Consider the following 25,177-nt stretch of genomic DNA (forward strand, 5'->3'; position numbering starts at 1 on the left):
GGGCTTGCCCGCGATAGCTATCTATCAGGCAACCCGATTCAAATCGTTATGCCGCGTTTCCTTCAAGCACAGCACCGCCATCAAGCTCAGCACCGCCGCCCCGGACACATACCCACCCACATAGCTCAAACCCCCCATCGCCACCAGTTTCTGCGCGAAGAACGGTGCCGCCGAAGCGCCGACAATCCCGCCCAGGTTGTAGGCCGCGGATGCGCCGGTGTAGCGCACGTGGGTCGGAAACAGCTCGGGCAACAGTGCGCCCATCGGTGCGAAGGTCACGCCCATCAGAAACAGTTCGATGCACAGGAACAGCGCCACGCTCCAGGTCGAGCCCTGGGTCAGTAGCGGTTCCATCAGGAACCCGGAGAGAACCGCCAGCGCGCCACCAATGATCAACACCGGTTTGCGCCCGAAGCGGTCGCTGGCCCAGGCCGACAGGGGCGTGGCGGCGGCCATGAACAGTACGGCGAAACACAGCAGGCCGAGGAAAGTTTCACGGCTGTAGCCGAGCGTCGCCACGCCATAGCTGAGCGAGAACACGGTGGAAATGTAGAACAGCGCGTAACACACGACCATCGCACCGGCCCCCAGCAACACGGGCAGCCAGTATTGGCTGAACAACTCGACCAGCGGGATCTTCACTCGCTCCTCGCGAGCCACGGCATTGGCGAACACCGGCGTTTCGTGAAGCTTGAGGCGTACGTACAGGCCGACCATCACCAGTGCGGCGCTGAGCAGGAATGGAATGCGCCAGCCCCAGGAGCGAAACTGTTCGTCGTTCAAGGTCATGGCCAGCGTCAGGAACAGGCCGTTGGCCGCGAGAAAGCCGATGGAGGGGCCAAGCTGCGGGAACATGCCGAACCAGGCGCGTTTGCCCTTGGGCGCATTCTCCGTGGCCAGCAACGCCGCGCCGCCCCATTCGCCGCCCAGGCCAAGGCCCTGGCCGAAACGCAGCACGCAGAGCAGGATCGGCGCCCAGGCTCCAATACTGTCATAGCCCGGCAGCACACCGATCAGCGTAGTGCACACGCCCATCAGCAAGAGGGAAGCCACCAGCGTCGATTTTCGGCCGATGCGGTCGCCAAAGTGACCGAACAGCGCCGAACCCAGGGGGCGGGCGAGAAATGCGATGCCGAAGGTGAGGAAGGCTGAAAGCATCTGCGCCGTGCCGGAGGTCTGCGGAAAGAACACCGGACCGATGACCAGCGCTGCGGCAGTGGCGTAGACGTAGAAATCGTAGAACTCGATCGCAGTGCCGATGAAACTCGCCGTGGCCACGCGGGTGGCGGAGTTGGTCGGTTGTGCGGGTGTGGAATCGCTGTAAGTCGTGCTGGTCGTCATGCGGTTATCCCTGACAGTCATGTGCCCCAGTGGAGCGAATTATTATGGTCGAACACCCAGGGATGTGGGTTTGAAGCGGAGTGCGGGTAGCACGGGAGGGGGGGGCTGGGTAAGCGGCTCGATTATGCCACGACCATTGGCTCCCGCAGGGTGGCGATTTCAGGCGACGGTTTTTGCAGTAGCGTTATGCCAGATCAATACCCGGGTCACACGATTTTCTTCTGTCTCAAGAATTTCCAGTCGATAGCGGCCGATCTTCAGGCAGACCGCGCTATCGGGAATGGTTTCCAGCGCTTCGGTCACCAGGCCGTTGAGGGTTTTCGGCCCATCGCTTGGCAAATGCCAGCCGAGGCTCTTGTTCAGGTCGCGGATCGACGCGGCGCCATCGATCACCAGGCGCCCGTCGGCCTGTGGATGGATATGCGGGTTGTTCAGGCTTTGCTGGCTTTCGAACTCGCCGACGATTTCCTCGAGAATATCTTCCAGGGTCACGATGCCTAGCACTTCGCCGTACTCGTCGACCACCATGCCCAGGCGTCGCTGCTGTTTATGGAAGTTCAGCAATTGCAGTTGCAGTGGAGTGCTTTCGGGGACGAAGTAAGGTTCGCGGCTGGCCTCGACCAGTGCTTCCAGGGTCAGGCTGGCATCGGGGAGCAAATGGCCGATTTGCCGGGTGTTGAGCACCGCTTCGACCTGGTTGATATCACTGTGGAACACCGGCAGCCGTGTGCGCTTGTTATGGCGCAGTTGCTCGATGATTTCTTCGATAGGGTCGTCGAGGTTGATCCCGTCGACTTCACTGCGCGGGACCAGAATGTCGTTGACCGTGATGTTGTCCAGCGCATGGATGCCAGGCAGCGAGTGCGGGCGGCAGACGGCGGGTTCCTGATCGTCCTGCCGTTCCTTCGGCGCTTCGTCTTCGCTCTGTTGCACCACTTTGACTTTGCGGGCCAATGGTCGCATCAGCAGTTGGCTGACGGCATTGAGCAGCCAGGCGGCCGGATAGATGATTTTCAAAGGCACGGGAAGCAAGGTGTTGCCCAGGGCCAGGATCGCATCCGGGTGGCGGACGGCAAGGGCGCGGGGCAGGTAGTCGGCGAACACCAGCACAATGGCACCTGCACCGAGACAGGCAACCCACGGACCATTTTCGGCCCAGGTGAAAATCGCCAGCAAGGTACACAGGACGACAACCAGCGTGCGGCACAGGGTATTGCAGAAGATCAGGCTATTGAGCGGGAAGCTCAATCGGGCCAGCGGCTTGTCGCTGGATCGCGAAGCCACGCGTTTGGCCAGCAAATGCTGGTGCGCGGATTCAATGGCGGAAAACAGGCCCGACCACAAAATCAGCAAGACCACTACAGCGAGCATCGGCCCTAAGGGCAAGTCGTCCATAAATGCCGCCCGTCAGATGTGCAGGATGTATTCACGGACCAGCTTGCTGCCGAAATACGCCAGCATCAGCAGGCAGAAACCGGCAAGGGTCCAGCGAATGGCTTTGTGACCGCGCCAGCCGAGACGGTTACGCCCCCAGAGCAACACGCTGAAGACGACCCAGGCCAGGCAGGCCAGCAAGGTTTTGTGCACCAGGTGCTGGGCGAACAGGTTGTCGACGAACAACCACCCCGAGATCAGCGACATCGACAGCAGGGTCCAGCCGGCCCAGAGGAAACCGAACAGCAGGCTTTCCATGGTTTGCAATGGCGGGAAGTTCTTGATCAGCCCGGAAGGGTGCTTGTGCTTGAGTTGATGGTCCTGAACCAGCAGCAGCAAGGCCTGGAACACCGCAATGGTGAACATGCCGTAGGCGAGAATCGACAGCAGGATGTGGGCGAGGATGCCGGGCTCCTCGTCAATGATCTGCACGGTACCGGCAGGGGCGAATTGGGCCAGCAGCACCGTCGCGGCTCCAAGCGGGAACAGCAGGACCAGCAGGTTTTCCACCGGGATGCGTGAGCAGGCCAGCAGGGTCAGGGCGATGACCGCAGCGGCAATCAGGCTGGCGGCACTGAAGAAATCCAGTCCCAGGCCGATCGGCGTCATCAGGTGGGTGACCAGGCTGGCGCCATGGGCCAGCACGGCCAGTACGCCCAGCGTGACCAGCAGGCGTTTGTTCGCCTTGGCGCAGGCGGCCAGACGCGTGCCTTGATAGAAAGTCGCAGCGGCATATAAACAGGCGGCGGCGAGGGTGGTTAGCAAACTCGGTGACAAGGGGAGCATAAGTCCTGTTAGGCAAGCCCGAAAGGCGCTGAGTTTGGCATAGAACCCACGCGGCACGAAAGACCAGACAAGCTGACGGCGAGGTGTCCGCCAGACGCAGTCTTCGCTATAATCCGCGACCTGCCCACGCCGCAGGCTCGCCGAGCACATGTTTAGTCCGGTTCGGGCCGCCATTATCCCGGTCTACACAGGGCCTGAAAGGATCGCGCAATGTTTGAAAACTTAACCGACCGTCTCTCGCAGACGCTGCGCCATGTCACCGGCAAGGCCAAGCTGACCGAGGACAACATCAAAGACACCCTGCGTGAAGTGCGTATGGCGTTGCTCGAAGCCGACGTCGCCTTGCCGGTGGTGAAGGACTTCGTCAATTCGGTCAAGGAGCGCGCCGTCGGCACCGAGGTGTCGCGTAGCCTGACGCCGGGCCAGGCCTTCGTGAAGATCGTCCAGGCCGAACTCGAAAGCCTGATGGGCGCGGCCAACGAAGACCTGAACCTGAGTGCCGTTCCACCCGCCGTCATCCTGATGGCCGGTTTGCAGGGCGCCGGTAAAACCACCACCGCCGGCAAACTTGCGCGCTTCCTTAAAGAGCGCAAGAAAAAGTCGGTCATGGTCGTGTCCGCGGACGTGTACCGTCCGGCGGCGATCAAGCAGCTGGAAACCCTGGCCAGCGACATCGGCGTGACATTCTTCCCGTCCGACCTGAGCCAGAAGCCGGTCGACATCGCCCAGGCAGCTATTAAGGAAGCAAAACTCAAATTCATCGACGTGGTCATCGTCGATACCGCCGGTCGCCTGCACATCGATGAAGAGATGATGGGCGAGATCAAGGCCCTGCACGCCGCGATCAACCCGGTCGAAACCCTGTTCGTGGTCGACGCCATGACCGGCCAGGACGCCGCCAACACGGCCAAGGCCTTCGGTGACGCACTGCCATTGACCGGTGTGATCCTGACCAAGGTCGACGGCGATGCCCGCGGCGGTGCCGCCCTGTCGGTTCGCGCCATTACCGGCAAGCCGATCAAGTTCATCGGTATGGGCGAGAAGAGCGAAGCGCTCGACCCGTTCCACCCTGAGCGTATTGCTTCGCGCATTCTCGGCATGGGCGACGTGCTCAGCCTGATCGAACAGGCGGAAGCGACCCTCGACAAGGACAAGGCCGACAAGCTGGCCAAGAAGCTGAAGAAGGGCAAGGGCTTCGACCTCGAGGACTTCCGCGATCAGCTGCAACAGATGAAGAACATGGGTGGCCTCGGCGGCCTCATGGACAAACTGCCGAACATGGGCGGTGTGAACCTGGCGCAGATGGGCAATGCCCAGAGTGCGGCAGAGAAGCAGTTCAAGCAGATGGAAGCCATCATCAACTCCATGACCCCGGCCGAGCGTCGTGACCCTGAGCTGATCAGCGGTTCGCGCAAGCGTCGTATCGCCATGGGTTCCGGCACTCAGGTGCAGGACATCGGCCGCTTGATCAAGCAGCACAAGCAGATGCAGAAGATGATGAAGAAATTCTCCGCCAAAGGCGGAATGGCCAAGATGATGCGCGGCATGGGCGGTATGTTGCCCGGCGGTGGCATGCCCAAGATGTAAAGAATCCGCGCCGGTCATCGTACCGGCGCAGACCCGCAAGGAAGCGGGATCTCCAGCAAACCCGCACTTGGCGGGAGCTGACCGGCCGTTTTTACCGACGGCTCTATAGCAAATCTGGATGGCCGCCGAAAGGCAGCCGGAAAAAGTCATTTGCAAAAGTCCGGATATTCCTTAGAATATGCGGCCTTTCGGGCACCCATGCCCGCTGTGCCTTTAGATTTGCAGCACCGACTACAGGAACGATGTTCACATGCTAACAATCCGTCTTGCCCTTGGCGGCTCCAAAAAGCGCCCGTTTTACCACTTGACCGTAACCGACAGCCGCAACCCGCGCGACGGTTCGCACAAGGAACAGGTTGGTTTCTTCAACCCTGTTGCTCGTGGTCAGGAAGTCCGTCTGTCCGTGAACCAAGAGCGCGTTGCCTACTGGCTGAGCGTTGGTGCACAACCTTCTGAGCGCGTTGCTCAGTTGTTGAAGGAATCTGCTAAGGCTGCGGCCTGAGCAATATGAACGCGACGCCAGCTGTTGCTGATGATTTGATCGTTATCGGCAAAATTTACTCTGTTCACGGCGTTCGCGGCGAAGTGAAGGTGTATTCCTTTACTGATCCGATTAAAAACCTGCTGGACTACAAAACCTGGACGCTCAAGCGTGACGGTAATGTAAAGCAGGTAGAGCTGGTCAGCGGACGTGGGAACGACAAGTTCCTGGTCGCAAAGCTCAAGGGTCTCGATGATCGCGAAGAAGCTCGTCTTCTGGCCGGTTATGAGATCTGCGTGCCGCGCAACCTGTTCCCTGAACTGACCGACGGCGAGTACTACTGGTACCAGCTGGAAGGTCTCAAGGTCATCGACACCCTCGGGCAACTGTTCGGGAAGATCGATCACCTGCTGGAGACCGGCTCGAATGATGTAATGGTGGTCAAGCCTTGCGCTGGCAGCCTGGATGATCGCGAACGCCTGTTGCCCTATACGGAGCAATGCGTGTTGGCTGTCGACCTGGTCGCAGGCGAGATGAAGGTGGATTGGGATGCGGACTTCTAAGCGTGGCTAACTTGCGCGTAGAAGTGATCAGTTTGTTTCCCGAGATGTTCTCCGCCATCAGCGAGTACGGCATCACCAGTCGGGCGGTGAAACAGGGGCTCTTGCAGCTCACCTGTTGGAATCCGCGAGACTACACGACGGATCGACATCACACTGTGGATGATCGCCCATTTGGCGGTGGTCCGGGCATGGTGATGAAGATCAAGCCCCTGGAAGATGCTCTGGTTCAGGCCAAGGCAGTCGCCGGGGAGGGCGCGAAGGTGATTTACCTGTCGCCCCAAGGCCGCCAGCTGACTCAGTCGGCGGTACGCGAGTTGGCGAATCTGGATGCATTGATCCTGATTGCCGGCCGCTATGAAGGCATTGACGAGCGTTTTATTGATGCTCATGTCGATGAAGAGTGGTCGATTGGCGACTATGTACTGTCTGGCGGCGAGCTGCCGGCGATGGTCCTGATCGATGCGGTTACACGACTGCTGCCTGGAGCTTTAGGGCATGCGGACTCCGCCGAGGAAGATTCCTTTACGGATGGTTTGCTGGATTGCCCGCATTACACCCGACCGGAGGTGTATGCGGATCAGCGTGTTCCCGACGTATTGCTAAGTGGCAATCACGCGCACATCCGGCGTTGGCGTTTACAGCAGTCCCTTGGTCGGACCTATGAACGACGCGCCGATCTTCTGGAAAGCCGCTCGCTTTCTGGAGAAGAGAAGAAGCTGCTCGAGGAATACATCCGCGAGCGGGACGATAGTTAACAACGTATCGATGGTAGATCCGACGATTTACCTTAGGAGCACAGCATGACTAACAAAATCATCCTTGCACTCGAAGCAGAGCAGATGACCAAAGAGATCCCTACCTTTGCCCCGGGCGACACCATTGTCGTTCAGGTGAAAGTGAAGGAAGGCGACCGTTCGCGTCTGCAAGCGTTCGAAGGTGTTGTTATCGCCAAGCGTAACCGCGGCGTAAACAGTGCATTCACCGTTCGTAAAATCTCCAACGGTGTTGGCGTAGAACGTACTTTCCAGACCTACAGCCCGCAAATCGACAGCATGGCCGTTAAACGTCGCGGTGACGTACGTAAAGCCAAGCTGTACTACCTGCGTGACCTGTCTGGTAAAGCAGCTCGCATCAAGGAAAAACTGGCTTAAGTCCAGCTTCCCGATGCAGAAAAAAGCAGCCTACGGGCTGCTTTTTTGTTGCCCGCGATTTGTCCCGCCCCCTGTAGGAGCGTACCGTCAGGCACCACCGTTCTGGGGTTGAATCAACGCCAGCAACGTCCATCCCGCCCCAGGTTTGTGCGTGCTATCCGGCGTCACCACATGCACCCAGCCGTTGTTGTCACGCATGAACAGCAACGTCGCGCGAACACCATGCAGTGCCTGATAATCGTCCCAACCGAAGCCTTCCTTCAGTGTTGTGTTGTACAGCTCGGCACCCTGACTCAGTTGGCTGGCGAATTTCCCGTAGCTCAGCGCCTCGCTGCCCAGTTGATTGCCGCGATGCTCCAGGCTGGTTCGATGCTTGTCCGAGCGACGGCTTTCCTGGCCGCTGGCCAAACCGAACATTCGTTGATGGCCAAATTCGTGACGAAAGCGCATCAATGCCAGGGTGTTCATTTCGCCTGAAGGAGACAGTGCCAGCAAATGGCCAAGCCCCACCAGGTCCAGATGTGCGTCGGCATGTTGTGAAGCCGGATTACCAAAGTAGGTGGGCAACCCTTCCATGCGCGCCGCCCGGATATTTTCCCAGCTCGAGTCGGTCAGCAGCACCCGAATGCCCAAATGCTGCAACGCCTTGCCCAGTGTCCGTGCAGGGCCATTGGCGCCGATGATCAGAAAGCCGCTTGGCGCCGGTTCGGCAACGCTCAGCAGGCGCGCCAGTGGTCGCGCCGTGGCGCTTTGCAATACCACCGTGCCGATGATCACTGCAAAGGTCAGGGGTACCAGCAGCAGCGCCCCTTGGTGCCCCGCCTCATCCAGGCGAATGGCGAAGATGGCCGATACCGCAGCCGCGACAATGCCGCGGGGCGCAATCCATGCCAGCAGTGCCCGCTCGCGCCAGCCCAGGCTGGAGCCGGCCGTGCACAGCAACACGTTGAGGGGGCGGGCAATGAACTGAATGATCAGAAGCAGAATCAGTACAAGCGGCCCGAGAGCGAGCAAGGCATTCAGGTCCAGACGCGCTGCCAGCAAGATGAACAACCCGGAAATCAGCAGGACGCTGAGGTTTTCCTTGAAATGCAGGATATGCCGCACGTCCACGCCTTTCATGTTGGCCAGCCACATGCCCATCAAAGTCACCGCCAGCAGGCCGGATTCATTCATCGTTTCGCTGGCCGCAATAAAGATACCCAGTACAGCCGCGAGCGAAGCCAGATTGTGCAGATACTCCGGCAGCCAATGCCGACGAATGATAGTGCCCAGTACCCAGCCGCCAAGAATGCCGAACAGGCTGCCGCACAGAATCACCCCGCCAAAGGTCAGCAGGCTTTGCGTCAGGCCGTTACCCTCGGCGCTGGCAATGATGAAGCTGTAGACCACCACCGCCAGCAGGGCGCCGATCGGGTCGATGACAATGCCTTCCCAGCGCAGGATGTTGGCAATCGATGCTTTCGGGCGCACGACTCGCAGCATTGGCACGATGACGGTCGGTCCGGTGACCAGGGTCAGGCTGCCGAACAAAGTGGCCAGCATCCAGTCGAACCCCAGCAACCAGTGAGTGGCCAGGGCGATGACCACCCAGGTCGAGAGGGCGCCCAGGGTGACCAGGCGACGAACCACGCTGCCAATCTCGCGCCATTCCGACAAATGCAGGGTCAGGCTGCCCTCGAACAGAATCAGCGCCACCGCCAGGGATACCAGTGGCATCAGCAAGGGACCGAACATTTCCTGTGGATCGAGCCAGTGCAAAACGGGACCCACCAGAATGCCGGTCAATAACAGAAACAGAATCGCCGGCAGCTTCAAGCGCCATGCCAGCCATTGGCAGCCCAGCGCTGCCGCACCTATACCGCCAAACGCCAACAAAATCTGCTGTTCGCTCATTGCCGTTCCCTGTTCCTTGAAATAGCGGGCTATGAAAGACTAGCGGCCGTTTCTACCGTTCACGTTGATTTTTAGCGCGCAGTATCAAAGCTGCGCGCCCTGAGTGCCCATGCCTGCCATCGATCATCCTTTGATAGACCAGTTCCTTGACGCCCTGTGGCTGGAGAAAGGTCTTTCCGACAATACCCGCGATGCCTATCGCAGTGACCTCGCGCTGTTCCACGGTTGGTTGCAGGAAAAAGGCCTGGAACTGGCCAGTGCGGGTCGGGAGTTGATCCTCGATCACCTGGCCTGGCGTGTGGAGCAAAACTACAAACCCCGTTCAACCGCGCGATTTCTCTCGGGTGTGCGGGGGTTCTATCGCTACTTGTTGCGAGAAAAGTTGATCGCTGTCGATCCCACCCTTCGCGTTGATATGCCGCAGCTTGGCAGGCCGTTGCCCAAGTCCTTGTCGGAAGCGGATGTCGAGGCCTTGCTGGCGGCACCGGATTTGAGCGAGGCGATCGGGCAGCGTGATCGGGCCATGCTTGAGGTGTTGTACGCCTGCGGTTTGCGGGTGACCGAGCTGATCAGCCTGACACTGGAGCAGGTCAACCTTCGCCAGGGCGTGCTGCGAGTGATGGGCAAGGGCAGCAAGGAGCGGCTGGTGCCGATGGGTGAGGAGGCGATTGTCTGGGTCGAGCGTTACCTGCGCGATGGCCGTGGCGAGCTGCTCGGCGGACGCCCCAGCGATGTGCTGTTTCCCAGCCAGCGCGGCGAGCAGATGACCCGCCAGACGTTCTGGCACCGGATCAAGCATCAGGCCAAGGTCGCGGGGATCGGCAAGTCGCTGTCGCCGCACACCTTGCGCCATGCCTTCGCCACGCACCTGCTCAATCACGGCGCCGACTTGCGGGTGGTGCAGATGCTGCTGGGGCACAGCGATCTGTCGACCACCCAGATCTACACCCATGTCGCCCGGGCGCGGTTGCAGGATCTGCACGCCAAACACCACCCGCGCGGTTGAATGGAGATCCTTATGGGAGCGAGCCTGCTCGCGAATGCGGTCTTTCATCCAAAACAGATGTTGACTGTCAGATCGCCTTCGCGAGCAGGCTCGCTCCCACAGAAAAGCACCACAAAGTGCCTTGTATCACCGGCATTCGGCCCCACGGGCCTTATGTGGTAGGCTTTGCCGGTTTGCACGATGGGCGGTTATGACCCGGTGTTCCGGTGTCGGCGTTCTGATCGTCCCATTTGTCCGCCTTCAGGAGTTCTCATGCGTCTGACCCAGATTTTCGCCGCCGCCGCCATTGCGTTGGTCAGCACCTTTGCCGTCGCCGATGACGCGGCTGACAAAGCCATTCGTAAAAGCCTGGAAAACCTCCAGCTCGAAGTGCCGGTAGAGTCCATCACCGCCAGCCCGCTGCCGGGCCTGTACGAAGTCAAGCTCAAGGGCAGCCGGGTGCTGTACGCCAGTGCCGACGGCCAGTACGTGGTTCAGGGCTATATGTTCCAGCTCAAGGACGGCAAACCGGTCAATCTGACCGAGAAGACCGAACGCCTGGGCATCTCCAAACTGATCAACGAGATTCCGGTCGCTGAAACCGTGGTGTATCCGGCCATTGGCGAAACCAAATCGCACATCACGGTGTTCACCGACACCACCTGCCCGTACTGCCATAAGTTGCACGCCGAAGTGCCCGAGCTGAACAAGCGCGGCATCGAAGTACGTTACGTGGCGTTCCCGCGTCAGGGCCTGGGCTCGCCGGGTGACGAGCAACTGCAAGCGGTGTGGTGCTCCAAAGACAAGAAAGCGGCCATGGACCAGATGGTCGACGGCAAGGAAATCAAGGCCGCCAAGTGCGATAACCCGGTTTCCAAACAGTTTGCCCTCGGCCAGTCGATTGGCGTGAACGGCACACCGGCCATCGTTTTGGCTGACGGTCAGGTCATTCCGGGCTACCAGCCTGCGCCACAAGTCGCCAAACTGGCGCTGGGCGCGAAGTAAATTCGCATCGTCACGGCCAGCCTTGACGATCATGGTCCGGCAGCGACATCGCCGGGCCATTAATAGAGAGCCGCGAACCTGCGGCTGTTTTCACGGCCGGCCTCGAGTCGGCCGTTTTATGGGGAGTTCACAGTGAAACCGGTCAAAGTAGGCATCTGTGGGTTAGGGACCGTCGGTGGCGGTACCTTCAACGTACTTCAGCGCAACGCCGAGGAAATTGCTCGTCGTGCCGGGCGTGGAATCGAAGTGGCACAAATTGCCATTCGCACGCCAAAGCCTCAGTTCCAAACGACCGGTATTGCGATTACCAACGATGTCTTCGAAGTGGCCACGAACCCTGAGATCGACATCGTCATAGAGCTGATGGGCGGCTACACCGTTGCCCGCGAGCTGGTACTCAAGGCCATCGAGAATGGCAAGCATGTGGTCACCGCGAACAAGGCGCTCATCGCTGTTCACGGTAATGAAATTTTTGCCAAGGCACGCGAGAAGGGCGTGATCGTTGCGTTCGAAGCGGCCGTGGCCGGTGGCATACCGGTGATCAAGGCGATCCGTGAAGGTCTGTCAGCCAACCGCATCAACTGGGTCGCCGGCATCATCAACGGCACTGGCAACTTCATTCTCACGGAAATGCGCGAGAAAGGCCGGACCTTCGAAGACGTGCTGGCTGAAGCCCAGGCTCTGGGTTACGCCGAAGCCGATCCGACCTTCGACGTCGAAGGTATCGATGCGGCGCACAAGCTGACGATTCTGGCGTCCATCGCGTTCGGTATTCCGTTGCAGTTCGACAAGGCCTACACCGAAGGCATCACCAAACTGACCACCGCTGACGTGAACTACGCCGAAGCATTGGGCTACCGCATCAAGCACCTGGGCGTGGCGCGCAGCACCGCGACCGGTATCGAGTTGCGCGTACACCCGACGCTGATTCCGGCCGATCGCCTGATCGCCAATGTCAACGGCGTGATGAACGCAGTGATGGTCAATGGCGACGCCGCCGGTTCGACCCTGTTCTACGGCGCTGGCGCCGGCATGGAACCGACCGCTTCGTCGGTGATCGCCGACCTGGTGGACGTGGTTCGCGCCATGACTTCCGACCCGGAAAACCGCGTACCGCACCTGGCCTTCCAGCCGGATTCGCTGTCCGCCCATCCGATCCTGCCGATCGAAGCCTGCGAAAGCGCTTACTACCTGCGCATTCAGGCCAAGGATCACCCGGGCGTACTGGCCCAGGTGGCGAGCATCCTGTCGGAGCGTGGCATCAACATCGAGTCGATCATGCAGAAGGAAGTCGAGGAACACGACGGCCTGGTGCCAATGATCCTGCTGACCCATCGCGTGCTGGAGCAGCGCATCAATGATGCAATCGCCGCCCTGGAAGCGTTGGCGGGCGTGGTCGGTCCGGTTGTACGGATCCGCGTCGAGCATCTGAACTAAGCCGTTATCGTTCACCGGGCCCGCGCGCGGGCCCGGCTTTACGAACACTGTCCATTGGAGTCAGTCATGCGTTACATCAGTACCCGCGGCCAGGCACCGGCCCTGAATTTCGAAGACGTCCTGCTGGCTGGCCTTGCCACCGACGGCGGTTTGTACGTCCCGGAAAACCTGCCACGTTTCACCCAGGAAGAAATCGCTTCCTGGGCCGGCCTGCCGTATCACGAGCTGGCTTTCCGCGTCATGCGCCCGTTCGTCACCGGCAGCATTCCGGATGCCGATTTCAAAAAGATCCTTGAAGAAACCTACGGTGTGTTCGCCCACAGCGCCGTCGCGCCGCTGCGTCAGCTGAACGGCAACGAATGGGTTCTGGAGCTGTTCCACGGCCCGACCCTGGCGTTCAAGGACTTCGCCCTGCAACTGCTCGGTCGCCTGCTCGATTACGTGCTGGAAAAGCGCGGCGAGCGCGTGGTGATTGTCGGCGCCACCTCCGGTGATACCGGTTCGGCCGCCATCGAAGGCTGCAAGCACTGCGAAAACGTCGACATCTTCATCCTGCATCCGCACAACCGTGTGTCCGAAGTGCAGCGTCGGCAGATGACCACCATTTTCGGTGAGAACATCCACAACATCGCCATCGAAGGCAACTTCGATGACTGCCAGGAAATGGTCAAGGCGAGCTTCGCCGACCAGGGTTTCCTCAAGGGCACACGCCTGGTGGCGGTGAACTCGATCAACTGGGCGCGGATCATGGCCCAGATCGTTTATTACTTCCACGCGGCCCTGCAACTGGGCGGCCCGGCGCGTTCGGTGTCGTTCTCGGTGCCGACCGGCAACTTCGGCGACATCTTCGCCGGTTACCTGGCGCGCAACATGGGCCTGCCGATCAACCAGTTGATCGTCGCCACCAACCGCAATGACATCCTGCACCGCTTCATGAGCGGCAACCAGTACGTCAAGGAAACCCTGCACGCCACCCTGTCGCCATCCATGGACATCATGGTGTCGTCGAACTTCGAGCGCCTGCTGTTCGACCTGCACGGTCGCAATGGCGCGGCGATTGCCGGTCTGATGGACAGCTTCAAGCAGGGCGGTGGCTTCAGCGTCGAGCAGGAGCGCTGGACCGAAGCACGCAAGCTGTTCGACTCGCTGGCCGTGGATGATGCGCAAACCTGCGAGACCATCGCCGAAGTCTACGAGCAGACCGGTGAAGTGCTGGATCCGCACACCGCCATTGGCGTCAAGGCCGCACGCGAATGCCGCCGCAGCCTGGATATCCCGATGGTGATCCTCGGTACGGCCCATCCGGTCAAGTTCCCGGATGCCGTAGAGAAAGCCGGTGTAGGAAAAGCACTGGAGCTCCCTGTGCATCTTGCCGATCTGTTCGAGCGCGACGAGCGTTGCACTGTGCTGCCGAACGACCTCAAAGCGGTGCAGGCTTTCGTCAGCCAGCACGGTAATCGCGGCAAAGCGCTTTAAGCTGCGATAGCTAAACATCGCGAGCAGCCTTGCAAACCCTGTGGGAGCGAGCCTGCTCGCGAAAGCAGTCTTTCATTCAAAAATGATGCTGACTGATTCACCGCCTTCGCGAGCAGGCTCGCTCCCACAAGGGCGGCTGCTCAGCGAACCCGACAAACGCGACACCACTGTTTTTTCCCTGTCATCTTTGCCATGCATGCTCAATCAACCAGAGACGCAGCTTTCAGAACTTTCTTCTCGGGCCGGCGGTCATTTACTGTAGACACGCCCCAGGCACTTCGTTTTCGGACTATTGAGTGGTGATCGAGATGGAAAGTATCAGTCTCTTGCTCGGTGAGGCTCTGAGCCCGTACCAGGTGACATTGACCCCGTCAGGCCTTCACGGTGAATGTCGGGTGACATTGAAGAACGCGACCGGTGTAGTGGTCGTCGATCGGGAGTTCAATCAGGCGCAGTTGACCGACAAGCGTTCGCTGACCGATGTGGTCGATGGCTTGCATCGCGACGTGCTGATCGCGGAAGGACGCCTGGAACCCTGTGTCATCGCGGCCTTGCGCAATGCCGCGCAAGGCAAGCAACTGGCCAGCCGAAATTGAAGTGTCATTTGTGGGAACCTTCCTGCAGCCAGATCAGTCAGACCCTTTAACAGCAGGATCAAGCATTGTGCTCCGGTGCTTGTAGCTTGCTGCTACGGGTCTTTAGGTAGACCACGTTTAACCCCGAGTCGTCTCCCCACTTCTCGGGGTTTCTTTTTGCCTGGAATGTGTCAATTCCCGGCCTGCTGCTCGAAAAACTCCCTGGAGGCCTCAAGGTACGCGCTTCGACTTTCCGGATCGAGCCAGGCGGCATAGGCTTCGCTCAGGTGATCGCGGGGCAGGGTGCGCAGCAACCGGTTGATCTCGATGATTGCCTGCCGGCCTTGGGGTGTGTCGGTGCAGCCGATGTAGCCGGACAGGTATTTGCCCGTGCCGCGAATCGGGTAGAACCGCAATTCATCCTCCGCGATGCCTTGCTGCTGGGCCTGGTAGCGGATTTCCGGGCGATAACCCAGCAGCAACTGCAAGCGCCCCAGCCGTTGCATCTGCAACAGGCTGCCCAAGGCATCGCTGCCATAGTGGCGTGTCAGGGTGTTGGGGGAAGCCTGCGTGAGCAGCGTGTCGAGGTACTCGCCATAGTTGCGCTCGGCGACGATTCCCAGCGTCACGCTACCGGTGGCCAGCAGGGTCGCCAGGTCCACTTCTCCATCCTTGATGAAAGGCGCCAATACTTCGCGATCGACCCGCCGCACGGCCAGGCCGTTGCTCATGGCGCGAAACACCGGAATGGAGAACGCGATCCAGGTTTCGCGTTCCTTGCTCCAGTTCAGCGCCGCATCGCAGGTGAGGGATGGTTCATGGAGCATTTGCAAGCCGCGCGCACGATTGACCTTCATCACACTGTGCTGGTACTGAGGCATGCCGGCGATCAGCTCCGTCAACAGTTCATCGATGACTCCCTGGCCCTTTTTCGGACCTTCGAAAATGAACAGCGGCGGCAGATCGCGCTTGAGCCAGATGAGCGTGTCCTTGGGGTGCGCCCACGTCTGGGGCGCCAGTGCGAAGATCAGAAACAAACCCAGCCAAGTGCACAGCGCCCGTCCGTTGCCTGACAGGCAGCATTTGATGGATCGCGCCATCGGACGCTTTAGCTCAGATGGCTCCGTCTTTGCGTAGCTGAGTGATCTGCGACGCGTCATAGCCAAGTCCCTGGAGTACCTGGGCGTTGTGTTCACCCAGTTGCGGCCCGACCCATTCACAATCACCGGGTGTCTCAGAGAGTTTCGGCACGATTCCCGGCATCTTGAAGTCTTTGCCATCGGGGAGTTTGGCCTGCAGGAACATTTCCCGGGCGAGGTATTGCGGATCGCTGAACATGTCTTCGGCACTGAAGATCCGGCTGGCCGGCACGTCGGCCTTGTTCAGGTGTTCAAGGACCGTGTCCAGCGGCAGCGAGTTGACCCAGCGATCGATGACCCCGTAGAGCTCATCGCGACGGCTGTCACGGCCATCATTGCTGGCCAGCACCGGGTCATTGGCCAGGTCTTCGCGGCCAATGATCAGCATGAAGCGCTTGAAGATGGCATCGCCATTGGCGCCGATCTGCACATGTTTGCCGTCGGCGCTGGTGTGGATCGAAGAAGGCGTGATGCCGGGCATGATGTTGCCGGTGCGTTCACGGATGAACCCGAATACATCGAACTCCGGGACCATGCTTTCCATCATGGCGAAGATCGCTTCATACAGCGCCACGTCCACCATCTGCCCCTGGCCGCCATTGACCTCGCGGTGACGCAGGGCCATCAACGCACCGATCACACCCCAGAGCGCGGCGATCGAATCGCCAATCGAAATGCCGGTGCGCACCGGTGGTCGGTCTTCGAATCCGGTGATGTAGCGCAGGCCACCCATGGATTCACCGACCGCGCCAAACCCCGGCTGATCTTTCATCGGACCGGTCTGGCCGAAGCCCGAGAGCCGCACCATCACCAGTTTCGGGTTCAGTGCATGCAAGACATCCCAACCCAGGCCGAGTTTTTCCAGGACGCCCGGGCGGAAATTCTCGATCAGGATATCCGCCTCACTCAGCAGTTGTTTCAGAATCGCCAGGCCGTCCGGATGCTTCAGGTTCAGGGTCAGGGACTTTTTGTTGCGCGCCTGCACAAACCACCAAAGCGAAGTGCCTTCATACAACTTGCGCCATTTGCGCAGCGGATCGCCACCGTCCGGGGATTCGATCTTGATCACCTCGGCCCCGAATTCAGCGCAGATACGCGAGGCGAACGGGCCGGCAATCAAAGTGCCCAACTCAATGACTTTCAGACCTGAGAGCGGTTTGGCAGTGAACGGCATACGGGATCCTGTAGGAAGAGAGGTTGAGCGATTACAGACTTTTAACATAGCCGACTGTCAGCCGCTCACGGTAGATCGCCATCAATTCGATGATTGCCTGTCGCATCGGTTAGACTTGCCGCCTTTCCACGTATCAAGAAGCCCGTTCATGGCCCAGCCGTCCACGACCTACAAGTTTGAACTGAACCTCACCGACCTCGACCGCAGCGTCTACGAGAGCGTCAAGCAGACCATCGCCCGTCACCCTTCGGAAACCGAAGAGCGTATGACCGTGCGCCTGCTGGCCTACGCCCTCTGGTACAACGAGCAGCTGTCTTTTGGCCGTGGCCTGTCAGAAGTGGATGAACCAGCCTTGTGGGAAAAAAGCCTGGATGACCGTGTCCTGCACTGGATCGAAGTCGGCCAGCCGGATGCCGAGCGCCTGACGTGGTGTTCCCGTCGTACCGAACGCACCAGCCTCCTGGCCTATGGCAGCCTGCGTGTCTGGGAAGGCAAAGTGGTCCCGGCGGTGAAAAATCTGAAAAACGTCAACATTGCCGCAGTGCCCCAGGAAGTCCTGGAAACCCTGGCCAAAGACATGCCCCGCGTCATCAAGTGGGACGTGATGATCAGTGAAGGGACGATTTTCGTCACCGACGACCGTGGTCAGCACGAAGTCCAGTTGCAGTGGCTGGCCGGCGAACGCGGCTAATCATTCGCCGCCAGGCCGCGTCATCCGGATTTATCCTACGTATTGAAGAGAAGCTCCTGTCACCCCATGCGCATCGAACCTCGCCTGCTGCCCGATACCCTGCCATTCCTCGGTGATATTCCACCTCTGTTGACCCGCCTGTACGCGGCGCGGGGCGTGCAGTCCGAAGCCGAACTGGACAAAAGCCTGGCGCGGTTGATTCCGTACCAGCAGCTCAAGGGCATCGATGCCGCGGTGGATTTGCTGGTGATCGCGCTGGAGCAACGGCAGCGAATCCTGATCGTCGGCGATTTCGATGCCGACGGCGCCACGGCCAGTACCGTGGGGACGCTGGGCTTGCGCCTGCTGGGCGCTGCGCATGTCGACTACCTGGTGCCCAACCGATTCGACTACGGCTACGGCCTGACGCCGGAAATCGTCGCGGTGGCGCTGGAGCGCCAGCCACACTTGTTGATTACCGTGGATAACGGCATTTCCAGCGTCGAAGGCGTAGCGGCGGCGAAAAAGGCCGGGCTCAACGTGTTGGTCACCGATCACCACTTGCCCGGTGATGAACTGCCTTTGGCCGATGCCATCGTCAATCCGAACCAGCCCGGTTGCGCATTTCCGAGCAAGGCGCTGGCCGGTGTCGGGGTGATTTTCTATGTACTGATGGCCTTGCGCGCGCGCTTGCGCAGCCTGGGTTGGTACGAAAGCAAGCCGCAGCCGAATATCGGTGAATTACTTGATCTCGTGGCCCTGGGGAGTGTCGCCGACGTGGTGCCACTGGATGCCAACAACCGTATTTTGGTGCATCAGGGCCTGGAGCGAATTCGCGCCGGACGTGCCCGACCTGGCATCAAGGCGATTCTCGAAGTGGCCAAGCGTGACCATACGCGCATCACCTCGACCGATCTGGGGTTCATCGTCGGCCCGCGCTTGAATGCGGCGGGGCGTCTGGATGACATGAGCCTGGGCATCGAATGCCTGCTCACCGAAGATGCCGGCCTGGCCCGGGAAATGGCCGCGCAGCTGGACGGCATGAACCAGGACCGCAAATCCATCGAGCAGGGCATGCAGCGTGAAGCCCTCGCTCAGCTCAAGGACTTGCCGGTGGAATCGATGCCGTTCGGTTTGTGCCTGTTCGATCCCGAGTGGCACCAAGGTGTCATCGGTATCCTGGCGTCGCGTATGAAAGAGCGTTATTTCCGTCCGACCATCGCTTTTGCCGATGCCGGAGACGGCCTGCTCAAGGGCTCCGGGCGCTCGGTCCAGGGCTTTCATATTCGCGATGCCCTGAGCGTGGTGGCGGCGCAGCATCCGAACCTGATCACCAAGTACGGTGGCCATGCCATGGCCGCCGGCCTGACGCTGCCGGAAGCGAACTTTCCCTTGTTCGCCGAAGCCTTTGATGCCGAAGTGCGTCGCCAAATGCGCGAAGAAGACCTGACCGGGCGCCTGCTCTCGGACGGTACTTTGGCGGTCGAGGAGTTTCACCTGGAACTGGCCCGTGCACTGCGCCATGCCGGCCCCTGGGGGCAGCACTTCCCGGAACCGCTGTTTCACGGGGTGTTTCAACTGGTCGAGCAGCGCGTGGTCGGCGAACGGCACCTGAAGGTGGTGCTCAGAAGCGAGTGCGGCTCGGTCAAGCTCGATGGCATCGCTTTTGGTATCGACCGCGATATCTGGCCGAATCCGACCATCAAATGGGTGGAGTTGGCCTACAAGCTCGACGTCAACGAGTTTCGCGGCAACGAGACTGTCCAGCTGATGATTGCCCACATCGAACCGCGTTGATCCCTTCGCGAGCAGGCTCGCTCCCACAGGATTTACGCGAACCCTGTGGGAGCGAGCCTGCTCGCGAATGCAATTTCCCAGGCACCGAATCCTTCGGAACCCTGCACTGTTCCTTGATGTCGGCTAGGCTCTAAACACTGCTTGATAATCCTTGTGACGTCTTGTCGAATTTTTTGCCCGCGGGGGCGGGTGCTGTACCTTTTTCCTGTCACTCGTCGACTTTCAAACAGAACCCTGGAGCCTGCCCACTGATTCGAGAGGTGCCCCATGAGTCTGCTGCTTGAACCCTATACCCTTCGCCAATTGACCCTGCTCAACCGCATCGCGGTATCGCCGATGTGCCAGTATTCCAGCGTCGATGGCCTGGCCAATGACTGGCATCTGGTGCACCTCGGCAGCCGTGCCATCGGCGGGGCGGGGCTGGTATTTACCGAAGCCACGGCCGTCACTGCTGATGGGCGCATTACCGCGCAAGACCTTGGTTTGTGGAACGACGAACAGATCGAACCCCTGCAACGCATTACTCGCTTCATTGCCGCTCAGGGCGCTGTGGCGGGCATTCAATTGGCCCATGCAGGGCGCAAGGCCAGCACTTATCGGCCATGGCTGGGCAAACATGGCAGTGTGAAACCTGCAGATGGCGGCTGGCTACCGGTGGGCCCGTCACCGATCGCTTTCGACCCGGAGCACACTAAACCCACGCAACTCGACGACGATGCAATCGCCGCTGTCATTCAGGCCTTCGTCGACTCAGCCAAACGTGCGCTGATTGCGGGTTTCAAGGTGGTCGAAGTCCACGCGGCCCACGGCTATCTGCTGCACCAGTTTCTTTCGCCACTGAGTAATCAGCGGCGTGACCAGTACGGCGGTTCATTCGAAAATCGCATCCGTCTGGTGATGCAGGTTACCGAAGCGGTACGCGCCGTGTGGCCTGAAGAGTTGCCACTGTTTGTCCGGGTCTCGGCCACCGATTGGGTGGAGGATGGTTGGAATCCCGATGAAACGGTTGAACTGGCACGGCGTCTGAAAGCTCTGGGCGTGGACCTGATTGATGTCTCGTCGGGCGGTACGGCGGTGAATGCGGAAATTCCTACCGGGCCCGGTTACCAGACTCGCTTTGCCGAGCGTGTGCGCAAAGAGGCGGAGATCGCCACCGGCACCGTAGGCATGATTACCGAGCCCGCACAGGCTGAGCATATTTTGCGTACCTGTCAGGCAGACATCATTTTCCTGGCCCGAGAGTTGTTGCGCGATCCGTATTGGCCGCTGCATGCGGACGACGATCTCGGTGGCCACAAGGCCGTCTGGCCGGCGCAATATCAACGGGCGACCCATCGCGAACAGCCCATTCATGAATCGGACCTGCGCGACTGAACGCCGTAAAAAAGCCCCTGAATCGTGAGATTCAGGGGCTTTCATTTTTCCGGATATCCGATCAGGCCGCTTCGATCTTGCTGCGGTTCTGCTCGACCTTGTGCAGATAAGCCTTGAGCTTGTCCTGTTCCGCGGCCGTGGTGAACAAACCGAGCTTGCTGCGGCGCCACAGGATGTCGTGCGCGGTGGTGGCCCATTCTTCGCTGCACAGGTAATCGACTTCGCGGGTGTAAAGGCCGCCGCCGATGTGTTCACCCAGATCGCTCAGGGCTTGCACGCCTTCGAGCATGCGCCAGGTGCGACTACCGTAGGTAGTGGCCCAGCGACGGGAGATTTCGGTGGGAATCCAGTCAAACTTGTCGCGAATCTGCGAGCTCAGCGCTTGCGGCGTGGTCATGTTTTCGCCGCCCGGCAGGGTTTCATTGGCCGTCCAGCTCGGCTTGATGTGCGGGAAGTACGGTGCCAGTTGCGCCAGTGCCGATTCAGCCAGCTTGCGGTAGGTGGTCAGCTTGCCGCCGAAGACCGACAGCAGCGGTGCTTCTTCACTGCCGCCCGACAGTGCCAGGGTGTAATCGCGGGTGACGGCCGACGGGTTGTCGGATTCGTCGTTGCACAACGGACGCACACCGGAATAGCTGTGCAGGATGTCGTCGCGGCTGATCTGCTTTTTGAAGTGGGCGTTGACCACGTTCAACAGGTAATCGGTTTCGCCTTCAGTGATCGCCACTTTTGCTGGATCGCCGGTGTACTCGCGGTCGGTGGTGCCGATCAGGGTGAAGCGGTTCAGGTAGGGAATGGTGAACACGATGCGCTGATCTTCGTTTTGCAGAATGTGCGCGTGTTCACCTTCGTACAGCTTCGGCACGATCAGGTGACTGCCCTGGATCAGTCGGATGCCGTACGGCGATTCCATTTTCAGGTCATCCCGAATGAACTTGGCGACCCAGGGGCCGGCCGCGTTCACCAGCGCCTTGGCGCGGATCGAAAACAGGCTGCCATCGGCGCGTTCCAGATTCAGGTGCCACAGGCCTTTGCTGCGACGCGCACTGACGCAACGGGTCTGGGTGTGGACGTGAGCGCCTTTTTCCCGGGCCGTCATGGCGTTCAACACCACCAGTCGCGCATCGTCGACCCAGCAATCGGAGTATTCGAAGCCTTTGGTGATTTCGCTTTTCAGGGCGCTGTCCGGACCGAACTTCAGGCTTTTGGAGCCTTTGAGTTGTTCGCGTTTGCCGAGATTGTCATAGAGGAACAGGCCCGCGCGGATCATCCAGGCCGGCCGCAGGTGCGGGCGATGAGGCAGCACGAAGCGCATTTGCTTGACGATGTGCGGCGCCTTGGCCAGCAGCACTTCGCGCTCGGCCAGGGCTTCGCGCACCAGGCGGAATTCGTAATGTTCGAGGTAGCGCAGGCCGCCGTGGATCAGCTTGCTGCTGGCTGACGAGGTGTGGCTGGCCAGATCATCCTTTTCGCAAAGGAACACCGACAGGCCGCGGCCGGCTGCATCCGCTGCGATCCCCACGCCATTGATCCCGCCACCGATGACGGCGATATCGTAGACCTCGGCAAGAGGGGGCGCAGGCAAGGTAGAAGTGGGCATTGGCTGTGGCCTCGGAATTCTTTTATATTGAATTCGAACATTAATGTTCATTTGCGAAAATCTTAGCCCATAAAGACGCGCACGACCAGCCGGCCACGATTGAAAAAACTCATCGAAGGGGTGTGAAAGGAAAATATTCGAACATTCTGATGCGCGTAGAGGCGCAAAGGGGAGTGTTTTTGAGATCGCTTTCGCGAGCAGGCTCGCTCCCACAGGTTCAGTGTGATCCTTGTGGGAGCGAGCCTGCTCGCGAAGGCGTCAGTACAAATGATGAAAATTTACGACGGTTAAACAACCTCCAGCCGAACCTTGTGCTGATTGAGCAACTGCGCCAGCGCCGGGGAAGGTTGCTGATCGGTGACCAGGCAATCGACCAGGCTGATCGGCCCCAGGCGGATCATGGCGTTGCGCCCGAATTTGCTGGAGTCGGCGGCGAGGATCACTTTGCGGGCGTTGGCGATGATCGCCTGGGATACCCGCACTTCCTGATAATCGAAATCCAACAGGCTGCCGTCTTCATCGATGCCGCTGATACCGACAAGGGCGAAGTCGACCTTGAACTGATTGATGAAATCGACACTGGCCTGCCCGACCACCCCACCGTCACGTCGCACGTTGCCACCGGTCAGCAGCACGTCGAAATCGTCCTTGGCGCTGAGCATCGAGGCCACATGCAGGTTGTTGGTGATGATCTTCAGGTGATTGTGATTGAGCAGCGCGCGGGCTATGGATTCGGTGGTGGTGCCGATGTTGATGAACAGCGAGGCGTGATCGGGGATCTGCGCCGCAATGGCTTCGCCAATGCGTTGCTTCTCATCGCGCATCTGGTCGGCGCGCATCGCATAGGCGGTGTTTTCGACACTGGAATCGTAAGCCGCGCCGCCGTGGTAGCGACGCAGCAGATTGGCTTCCGCCAACTGATTGATATCGCGGCGGATGGTCTGCGGAGTAACAACGAACAGCGTGGCCATTTCCTCGATACTGACATAGCCGCGCTCGCGGACCAGTTCGAGGATTTGCTGCTGACGGGGAGGCAGATTCATGGGGCGTCCTTTGGGCTGCCGTGCAAAATTTGCCCATGATGCCGCAGGAACCTGTTCCCTGCCAGTTACATACAGATACGAGTAAGCAGGTCGGCTTACTCGGCGCCTTCCTGGGGCTCCCAATCGCGTGTGCGACTGACCGCTTTTTTCCAGCCGGCGTAGAGTTTTTCCTTCGCCGTTTCGTCCAGCGCCGGTTCGAATCGGCGCTCGATCACTGCCTTGCCGCGCAACTCTTCCAGGCTGCCCCAGAAACCGCAGGCCAGGCCTGCCAGGTAAGCCGCGCCCAGCGCCGTGGTTTCGCGCATTTGCGGGCGCTCGACCTGGGTACCGAGGATGTCGGCCTGGAACTGCATGAGGAAGTTGTTCGCGACCGCGCCGCCATCCACACGCAGGGCCTTGAGGCGTTCGCCCGCATCCTGTTGCATGGCATCGAGCACGTCGCGGGTCTGGTAGGCAATCGACTCCAGCGCGGCGCGGATGATGTGGTCCACGCGCACGCCACGGGTCAGGCCGAACAGCGCGCCACGGGCATAGGGGTCCCAGTACGGTGCGCCGAGGCCGGTGAAGGCGGGGACCAGGTACACGCCGTTGCTGTCCTTGACCTTGTTGGCGAAGTACTCGGTGTCGTGGGCGTCATTGATGATCTTCAATTCGTCGCGCAGCCACTGCACGGTGGAGCCGCCGTTGAACACCGCACCTTCCAGTGCATAGGCCACTTCGCCACGGGGGCCGCACGCGATGGTGGTGAGCATGCCGTGCTGGGATTTCACGGCTTTGTCGCCGGTGTTCATCAGCAGGAAGCAACCAGTGCCATAGGTGTTTTTTGCCTGACCGGCTTCGACGCACATCTGGCCGAAGAGCGCCGCCTGCTGGTCACCGGCAATACCGCCAATGGCGATGCCGCTTTTGGTATGGCCGTAGATTTCCGATGAGGATTTCACCTGCGGCAGCATTTCCCGCGGGATATCCAGCACCTCCAGCATCTTCGCGTCCCACTCCAGGGTGTGGATGTTGAAGAGCAGGGTGCGCGAGGCATTGGTGTAGTCGGTGACGTGCACCTTGCCGCCGGTGAATTTCCAGATCAGCCAGCTGTCGACGGTGCCGAACAACAGCTCGCCGTTGCGCGCGCGTTCACGACTGCCTTCGACGTTGTCGAGGATCCACTTGAGCTTGGTGCCGGAGAAGTATGGGTCGGTGACCAGGCCGGTGGTTTCGCTGATGTACTGTTCGTGGCCATCGCGTTTGAGCTGCTGGCAGATCTCGGTGCTGCGTCGGCATTGCCAGACGATTGCGTTGTAGATCGGCCGGCCGGTGTTCTTGTCCCAGACCACGGTGGTTTCACGCTGGTTGGTGATGCCGATGGCCGCGACCTGGTCGTGGTGCAGGCCGGCTTGCGCCAGGGCCTCGACCATCACGGCGCTCTGGGTGGCGAAGATTTCCATCGGGTCGTGTTCGACCCAGCCGGCTTGCGGATAATGCTGCGCGAACTCGCGCTGTGCAGTGCAGACCACGTTCGCGTCGCGGTCGAAAATGATCGCGCGGGAACTGGTCGTACCCTGATCGAGGGCAATGATGTAGTTCTTATTCTGAGTGTCGGTCATGTCGATTGCCTTGGACGAAAAAAGGGAGTGAGGTCTGGCGCGCGATCAATTTGGCAGGATCA

Annotated in this window: 22 protein-coding genes; 13 read left to right on the forward strand and 9 right to left on the reverse strand. The window is 59.9% G+C overall.

From position 1 onward, the window contains the following. Positions 1-24 precede the first annotated feature (24 nt). From BJ917_RS21970 to BJ917_RS21980, 3 genes are all read right to left on the reverse strand, one after another. Entirely contained in the window at positions 25-1,341 is a 1,317-nt protein-coding gene (locus tag BJ917_RS21970) for an MFS transporter (RefSeq protein ID WP_121104514.1), read from the reverse strand. 159 nt (positions 1,342-1,500) lie between these two features. Continuing rightward, positions 1,501-2,736: a CNNM domain-containing protein gene (locus BJ917_RS21975; protein ID WP_121104516.1), complete on the reverse strand. Its 1,236-nt coding sequence runs from the start codon at positions 2,734-2,736 to the stop codon at positions 1,501-1,503. A 12-nt stretch (positions 2,737-2,748) separates the two neighbouring features. Further along, positions 2,749-3,561, reverse strand: a complete 813-nt coding sequence (locus tag BJ917_RS21980) for an inner membrane protein YpjD (protein ID WP_121104518.1) — start codon at positions 3,559-3,561, stop codon at positions 2,749-2,751. Positions 3,562-3,771: 210 nt separating this feature from the next. Here BJ917_RS21980 and ffh point away from each other — a divergent pair, with 210 nt between their 5' ends. The 5 genes from ffh (at position 3,772) to rplS (ending at position 7,343) form a co-directional block, all read left to right on the forward strand. Further along, positions 3,772-5,148 (forward strand): signal recognition particle protein, encoded by a 1,377-nt coding sequence (gene ffh / locus BJ917_RS21985; protein WP_095193056.1) that lies wholly within the window; start codon positions 3,772-3,774, stop codon positions 5,146-5,148. A 250-nt stretch (positions 5,149-5,398) separates the two neighbouring features. Then, on the forward strand, positions 5,399-5,650 hold the full coding sequence (rpsP, locus tag BJ917_RS21990; protein ID WP_003198088.1) for a 30S ribosomal protein S16: 252 nt from the start codon (positions 5,399-5,401) through the stop codon (positions 5,648-5,650). A gap of 5 nt (positions 5,651-5,655) precedes the next feature. Then, positions 5,656-6,192, forward strand: coding sequence for a ribosome maturation factor RimM (gene rimM / locus BJ917_RS21995; RefSeq protein ID WP_077046480.1), 537 nt, complete (start codon positions 5,656-5,658; stop codon positions 6,190-6,192). Positions 6,193-6,194: 2 nt separating this feature from the next. Continuing rightward, complete coding sequence (gene trmD, locus BJ917_RS22000) at positions 6,195-6,947, forward strand: tRNA (guanosine(37)-N1)-methyltransferase TrmD (protein ID WP_046820359.1); 753 nt, start codon at positions 6,195-6,197, stop codon at positions 6,945-6,947. A 45-nt stretch (positions 6,948-6,992) separates the two neighbouring features. Beyond that, on the forward strand, positions 6,993-7,343 hold the full coding sequence (gene rplS / locus BJ917_RS22005) for a 50S ribosomal protein L19 (protein ID WP_003175895.1): 351 nt from the start codon (positions 6,993-6,995) through the stop codon (positions 7,341-7,343). An 87-nt stretch (positions 7,344-7,430) separates the two neighbouring features. On the opposite strand, the gene BJ917_RS22010 is transcribed toward rplS, so the two are convergent. After that, positions 7,431-9,239, reverse strand: coding sequence for a sodium:proton antiporter (locus BJ917_RS22010; protein ID WP_121104520.1), 1,809 nt, complete (start codon positions 9,237-9,239; stop codon positions 7,431-7,433). Positions 9,240-9,348: 109 nt separating this feature from the next. Here BJ917_RS22010 and xerD point away from each other — a divergent pair, with 109 nt between their 5' ends. The 5 genes from xerD (at position 9,349) to BJ917_RS22040 (ending at position 14,738) form a co-directional block, all read left to right on the forward strand. Then, a complete protein-coding gene (xerD, locus tag BJ917_RS22015) occupies positions 9,349-10,245 on the forward strand; it encodes a site-specific tyrosine recombinase XerD (RefSeq protein WP_096509220.1) in 897 nt (298 codons plus the stop codon). Between the two features lie 252 nt (positions 10,246-10,497). Continuing rightward, on the forward strand, positions 10,498-11,229 hold the full coding sequence (gene dsbC / locus BJ917_RS22020) for a bifunctional protein-disulfide isomerase/oxidoreductase DsbC (RefSeq protein ID WP_096509221.1): 732 nt from the start codon (positions 10,498-10,500) through the stop codon (positions 11,227-11,229). 132 nt (positions 11,230-11,361) lie between these two features. After that, the gene (locus BJ917_RS22025) at positions 11,362-12,666 is read left to right on the forward strand and encodes a homoserine dehydrogenase (protein WP_096509222.1); all 1,305 of its coding nucleotides are present in this window, start codon (positions 11,362-11,364) and stop codon (positions 12,664-12,666) included. Positions 12,667-12,732: 66 nt separating this feature from the next. Further along, positions 12,733-14,142 carry a threonine synthase gene (gene thrC, locus BJ917_RS22030; RefSeq protein WP_096509223.1) on the forward strand — a complete coding sequence of 470 codons (1,410 nt, stop codon included), beginning with the start codon at positions 12,733-12,735 and terminating at the stop codon, positions 14,140-14,142. Between the two features lie 308 nt (positions 14,143-14,450). Continuing rightward, positions 14,451-14,738 carry a DUF3509 domain-containing protein gene (locus tag BJ917_RS22040; RefSeq protein WP_121104524.1) on the forward strand — a complete coding sequence of 96 codons (288 nt, stop codon included), beginning with the start codon at positions 14,451-14,453 and terminating at the stop codon, positions 14,736-14,738. 170 nt (positions 14,739-14,908) lie between these two features. Here BJ917_RS22040 and BJ917_RS22045 read toward each other — a convergent pair whose 3' ends face one another. Beyond that, complete coding sequence (locus BJ917_RS22045) at positions 14,909-15,877, reverse strand: TIGR02285 family protein (RefSeq protein ID WP_121104526.1); 969 nt, start codon at positions 15,875-15,877, stop codon at positions 14,909-14,911. After that, positions 15,831-17,030, reverse strand: a complete 1,200-nt coding sequence (locus BJ917_RS22050; RefSeq protein ID WP_096509226.1) for a CaiB/BaiF CoA-transferase family protein — start codon at positions 17,028-17,030, stop codon at positions 15,831-15,833. Before BJ917_RS22050 ends, BJ917_RS22045 begins: the two co-directional genes overlap by 47 nt. A 148-nt stretch (positions 17,031-17,178) precedes the next feature. Between BJ917_RS22050 and BJ917_RS22055 the strand changes: the two genes are divergently transcribed. The 3 genes from BJ917_RS22055 (at position 17,179) to BJ917_RS22065 (ending at position 20,871) form a co-directional block, all read left to right on the forward strand. After that, positions 17,179-17,721, forward strand: a complete 543-nt coding sequence (locus BJ917_RS22055; protein ID WP_007971297.1) for a YaeQ family protein — start codon at positions 17,179-17,181, stop codon at positions 17,719-17,721. A 66-nt stretch (positions 17,722-17,787) separates the two neighbouring features. Further along, positions 17,788-19,497: a single-stranded-DNA-specific exonuclease RecJ gene (gene recJ / locus BJ917_RS22060; protein WP_121104528.1), complete on the forward strand. Its 1,710-nt coding sequence runs from the start codon at positions 17,788-17,790 to the stop codon at positions 19,495-19,497. A 267-nt stretch (positions 19,498-19,764) separates the two neighbouring features. Next, positions 19,765-20,871: an NADH:flavin oxidoreductase/NADH oxidase gene (locus BJ917_RS22065; RefSeq protein WP_096509228.1), complete on the forward strand. Its 1,107-nt coding sequence runs from the start codon at positions 19,765-19,767 to the stop codon at positions 20,869-20,871. A gap of 61 nt (positions 20,872-20,932) precedes the next feature. Here the strand turns inward: BJ917_RS22065 and glpD are convergent, their stop codons facing one another. The 3 genes from glpD to glpK all read right to left on the reverse strand — a co-directional run bounded on the left by glpD (position 20,933) and on the right by glpK (position 25,115). Beyond that, positions 20,933-22,471 (reverse strand): glycerol-3-phosphate dehydrogenase, encoded by a 1,539-nt coding sequence (gene glpD / locus BJ917_RS22070; RefSeq protein ID WP_096509229.1) that lies wholly within the window; start codon positions 22,469-22,471, stop codon positions 20,933-20,935. A gap of 287 nt (positions 22,472-22,758) precedes the next feature. After that, a complete protein-coding gene (locus BJ917_RS22075; protein ID WP_096509230.1) occupies positions 22,759-23,514 on the reverse strand; it encodes a DeoR/GlpR family transcriptional regulator in 756 nt (251 codons plus the stop codon). A 95-nt stretch (positions 23,515-23,609) separates the two neighbouring features. Further along, positions 23,610-25,115: a glycerol kinase GlpK gene (gene glpK / locus BJ917_RS22080; RefSeq protein ID WP_096509231.1), complete on the reverse strand. Its 1,506-nt coding sequence runs from the start codon at positions 25,113-25,115 to the stop codon at positions 23,610-23,612. Between the last annotated feature and the right edge of the window lie 62 nt (positions 25,116-25,177).

This window comes from Pseudomonas sp. WPR_5_2, assembly GCF_003634475.1.
Lineage (GTDB): Bacteria > Pseudomonadota > Gammaproteobacteria > Pseudomonadales > Pseudomonadaceae > Aquipseudomonas > Aquipseudomonas izuensis.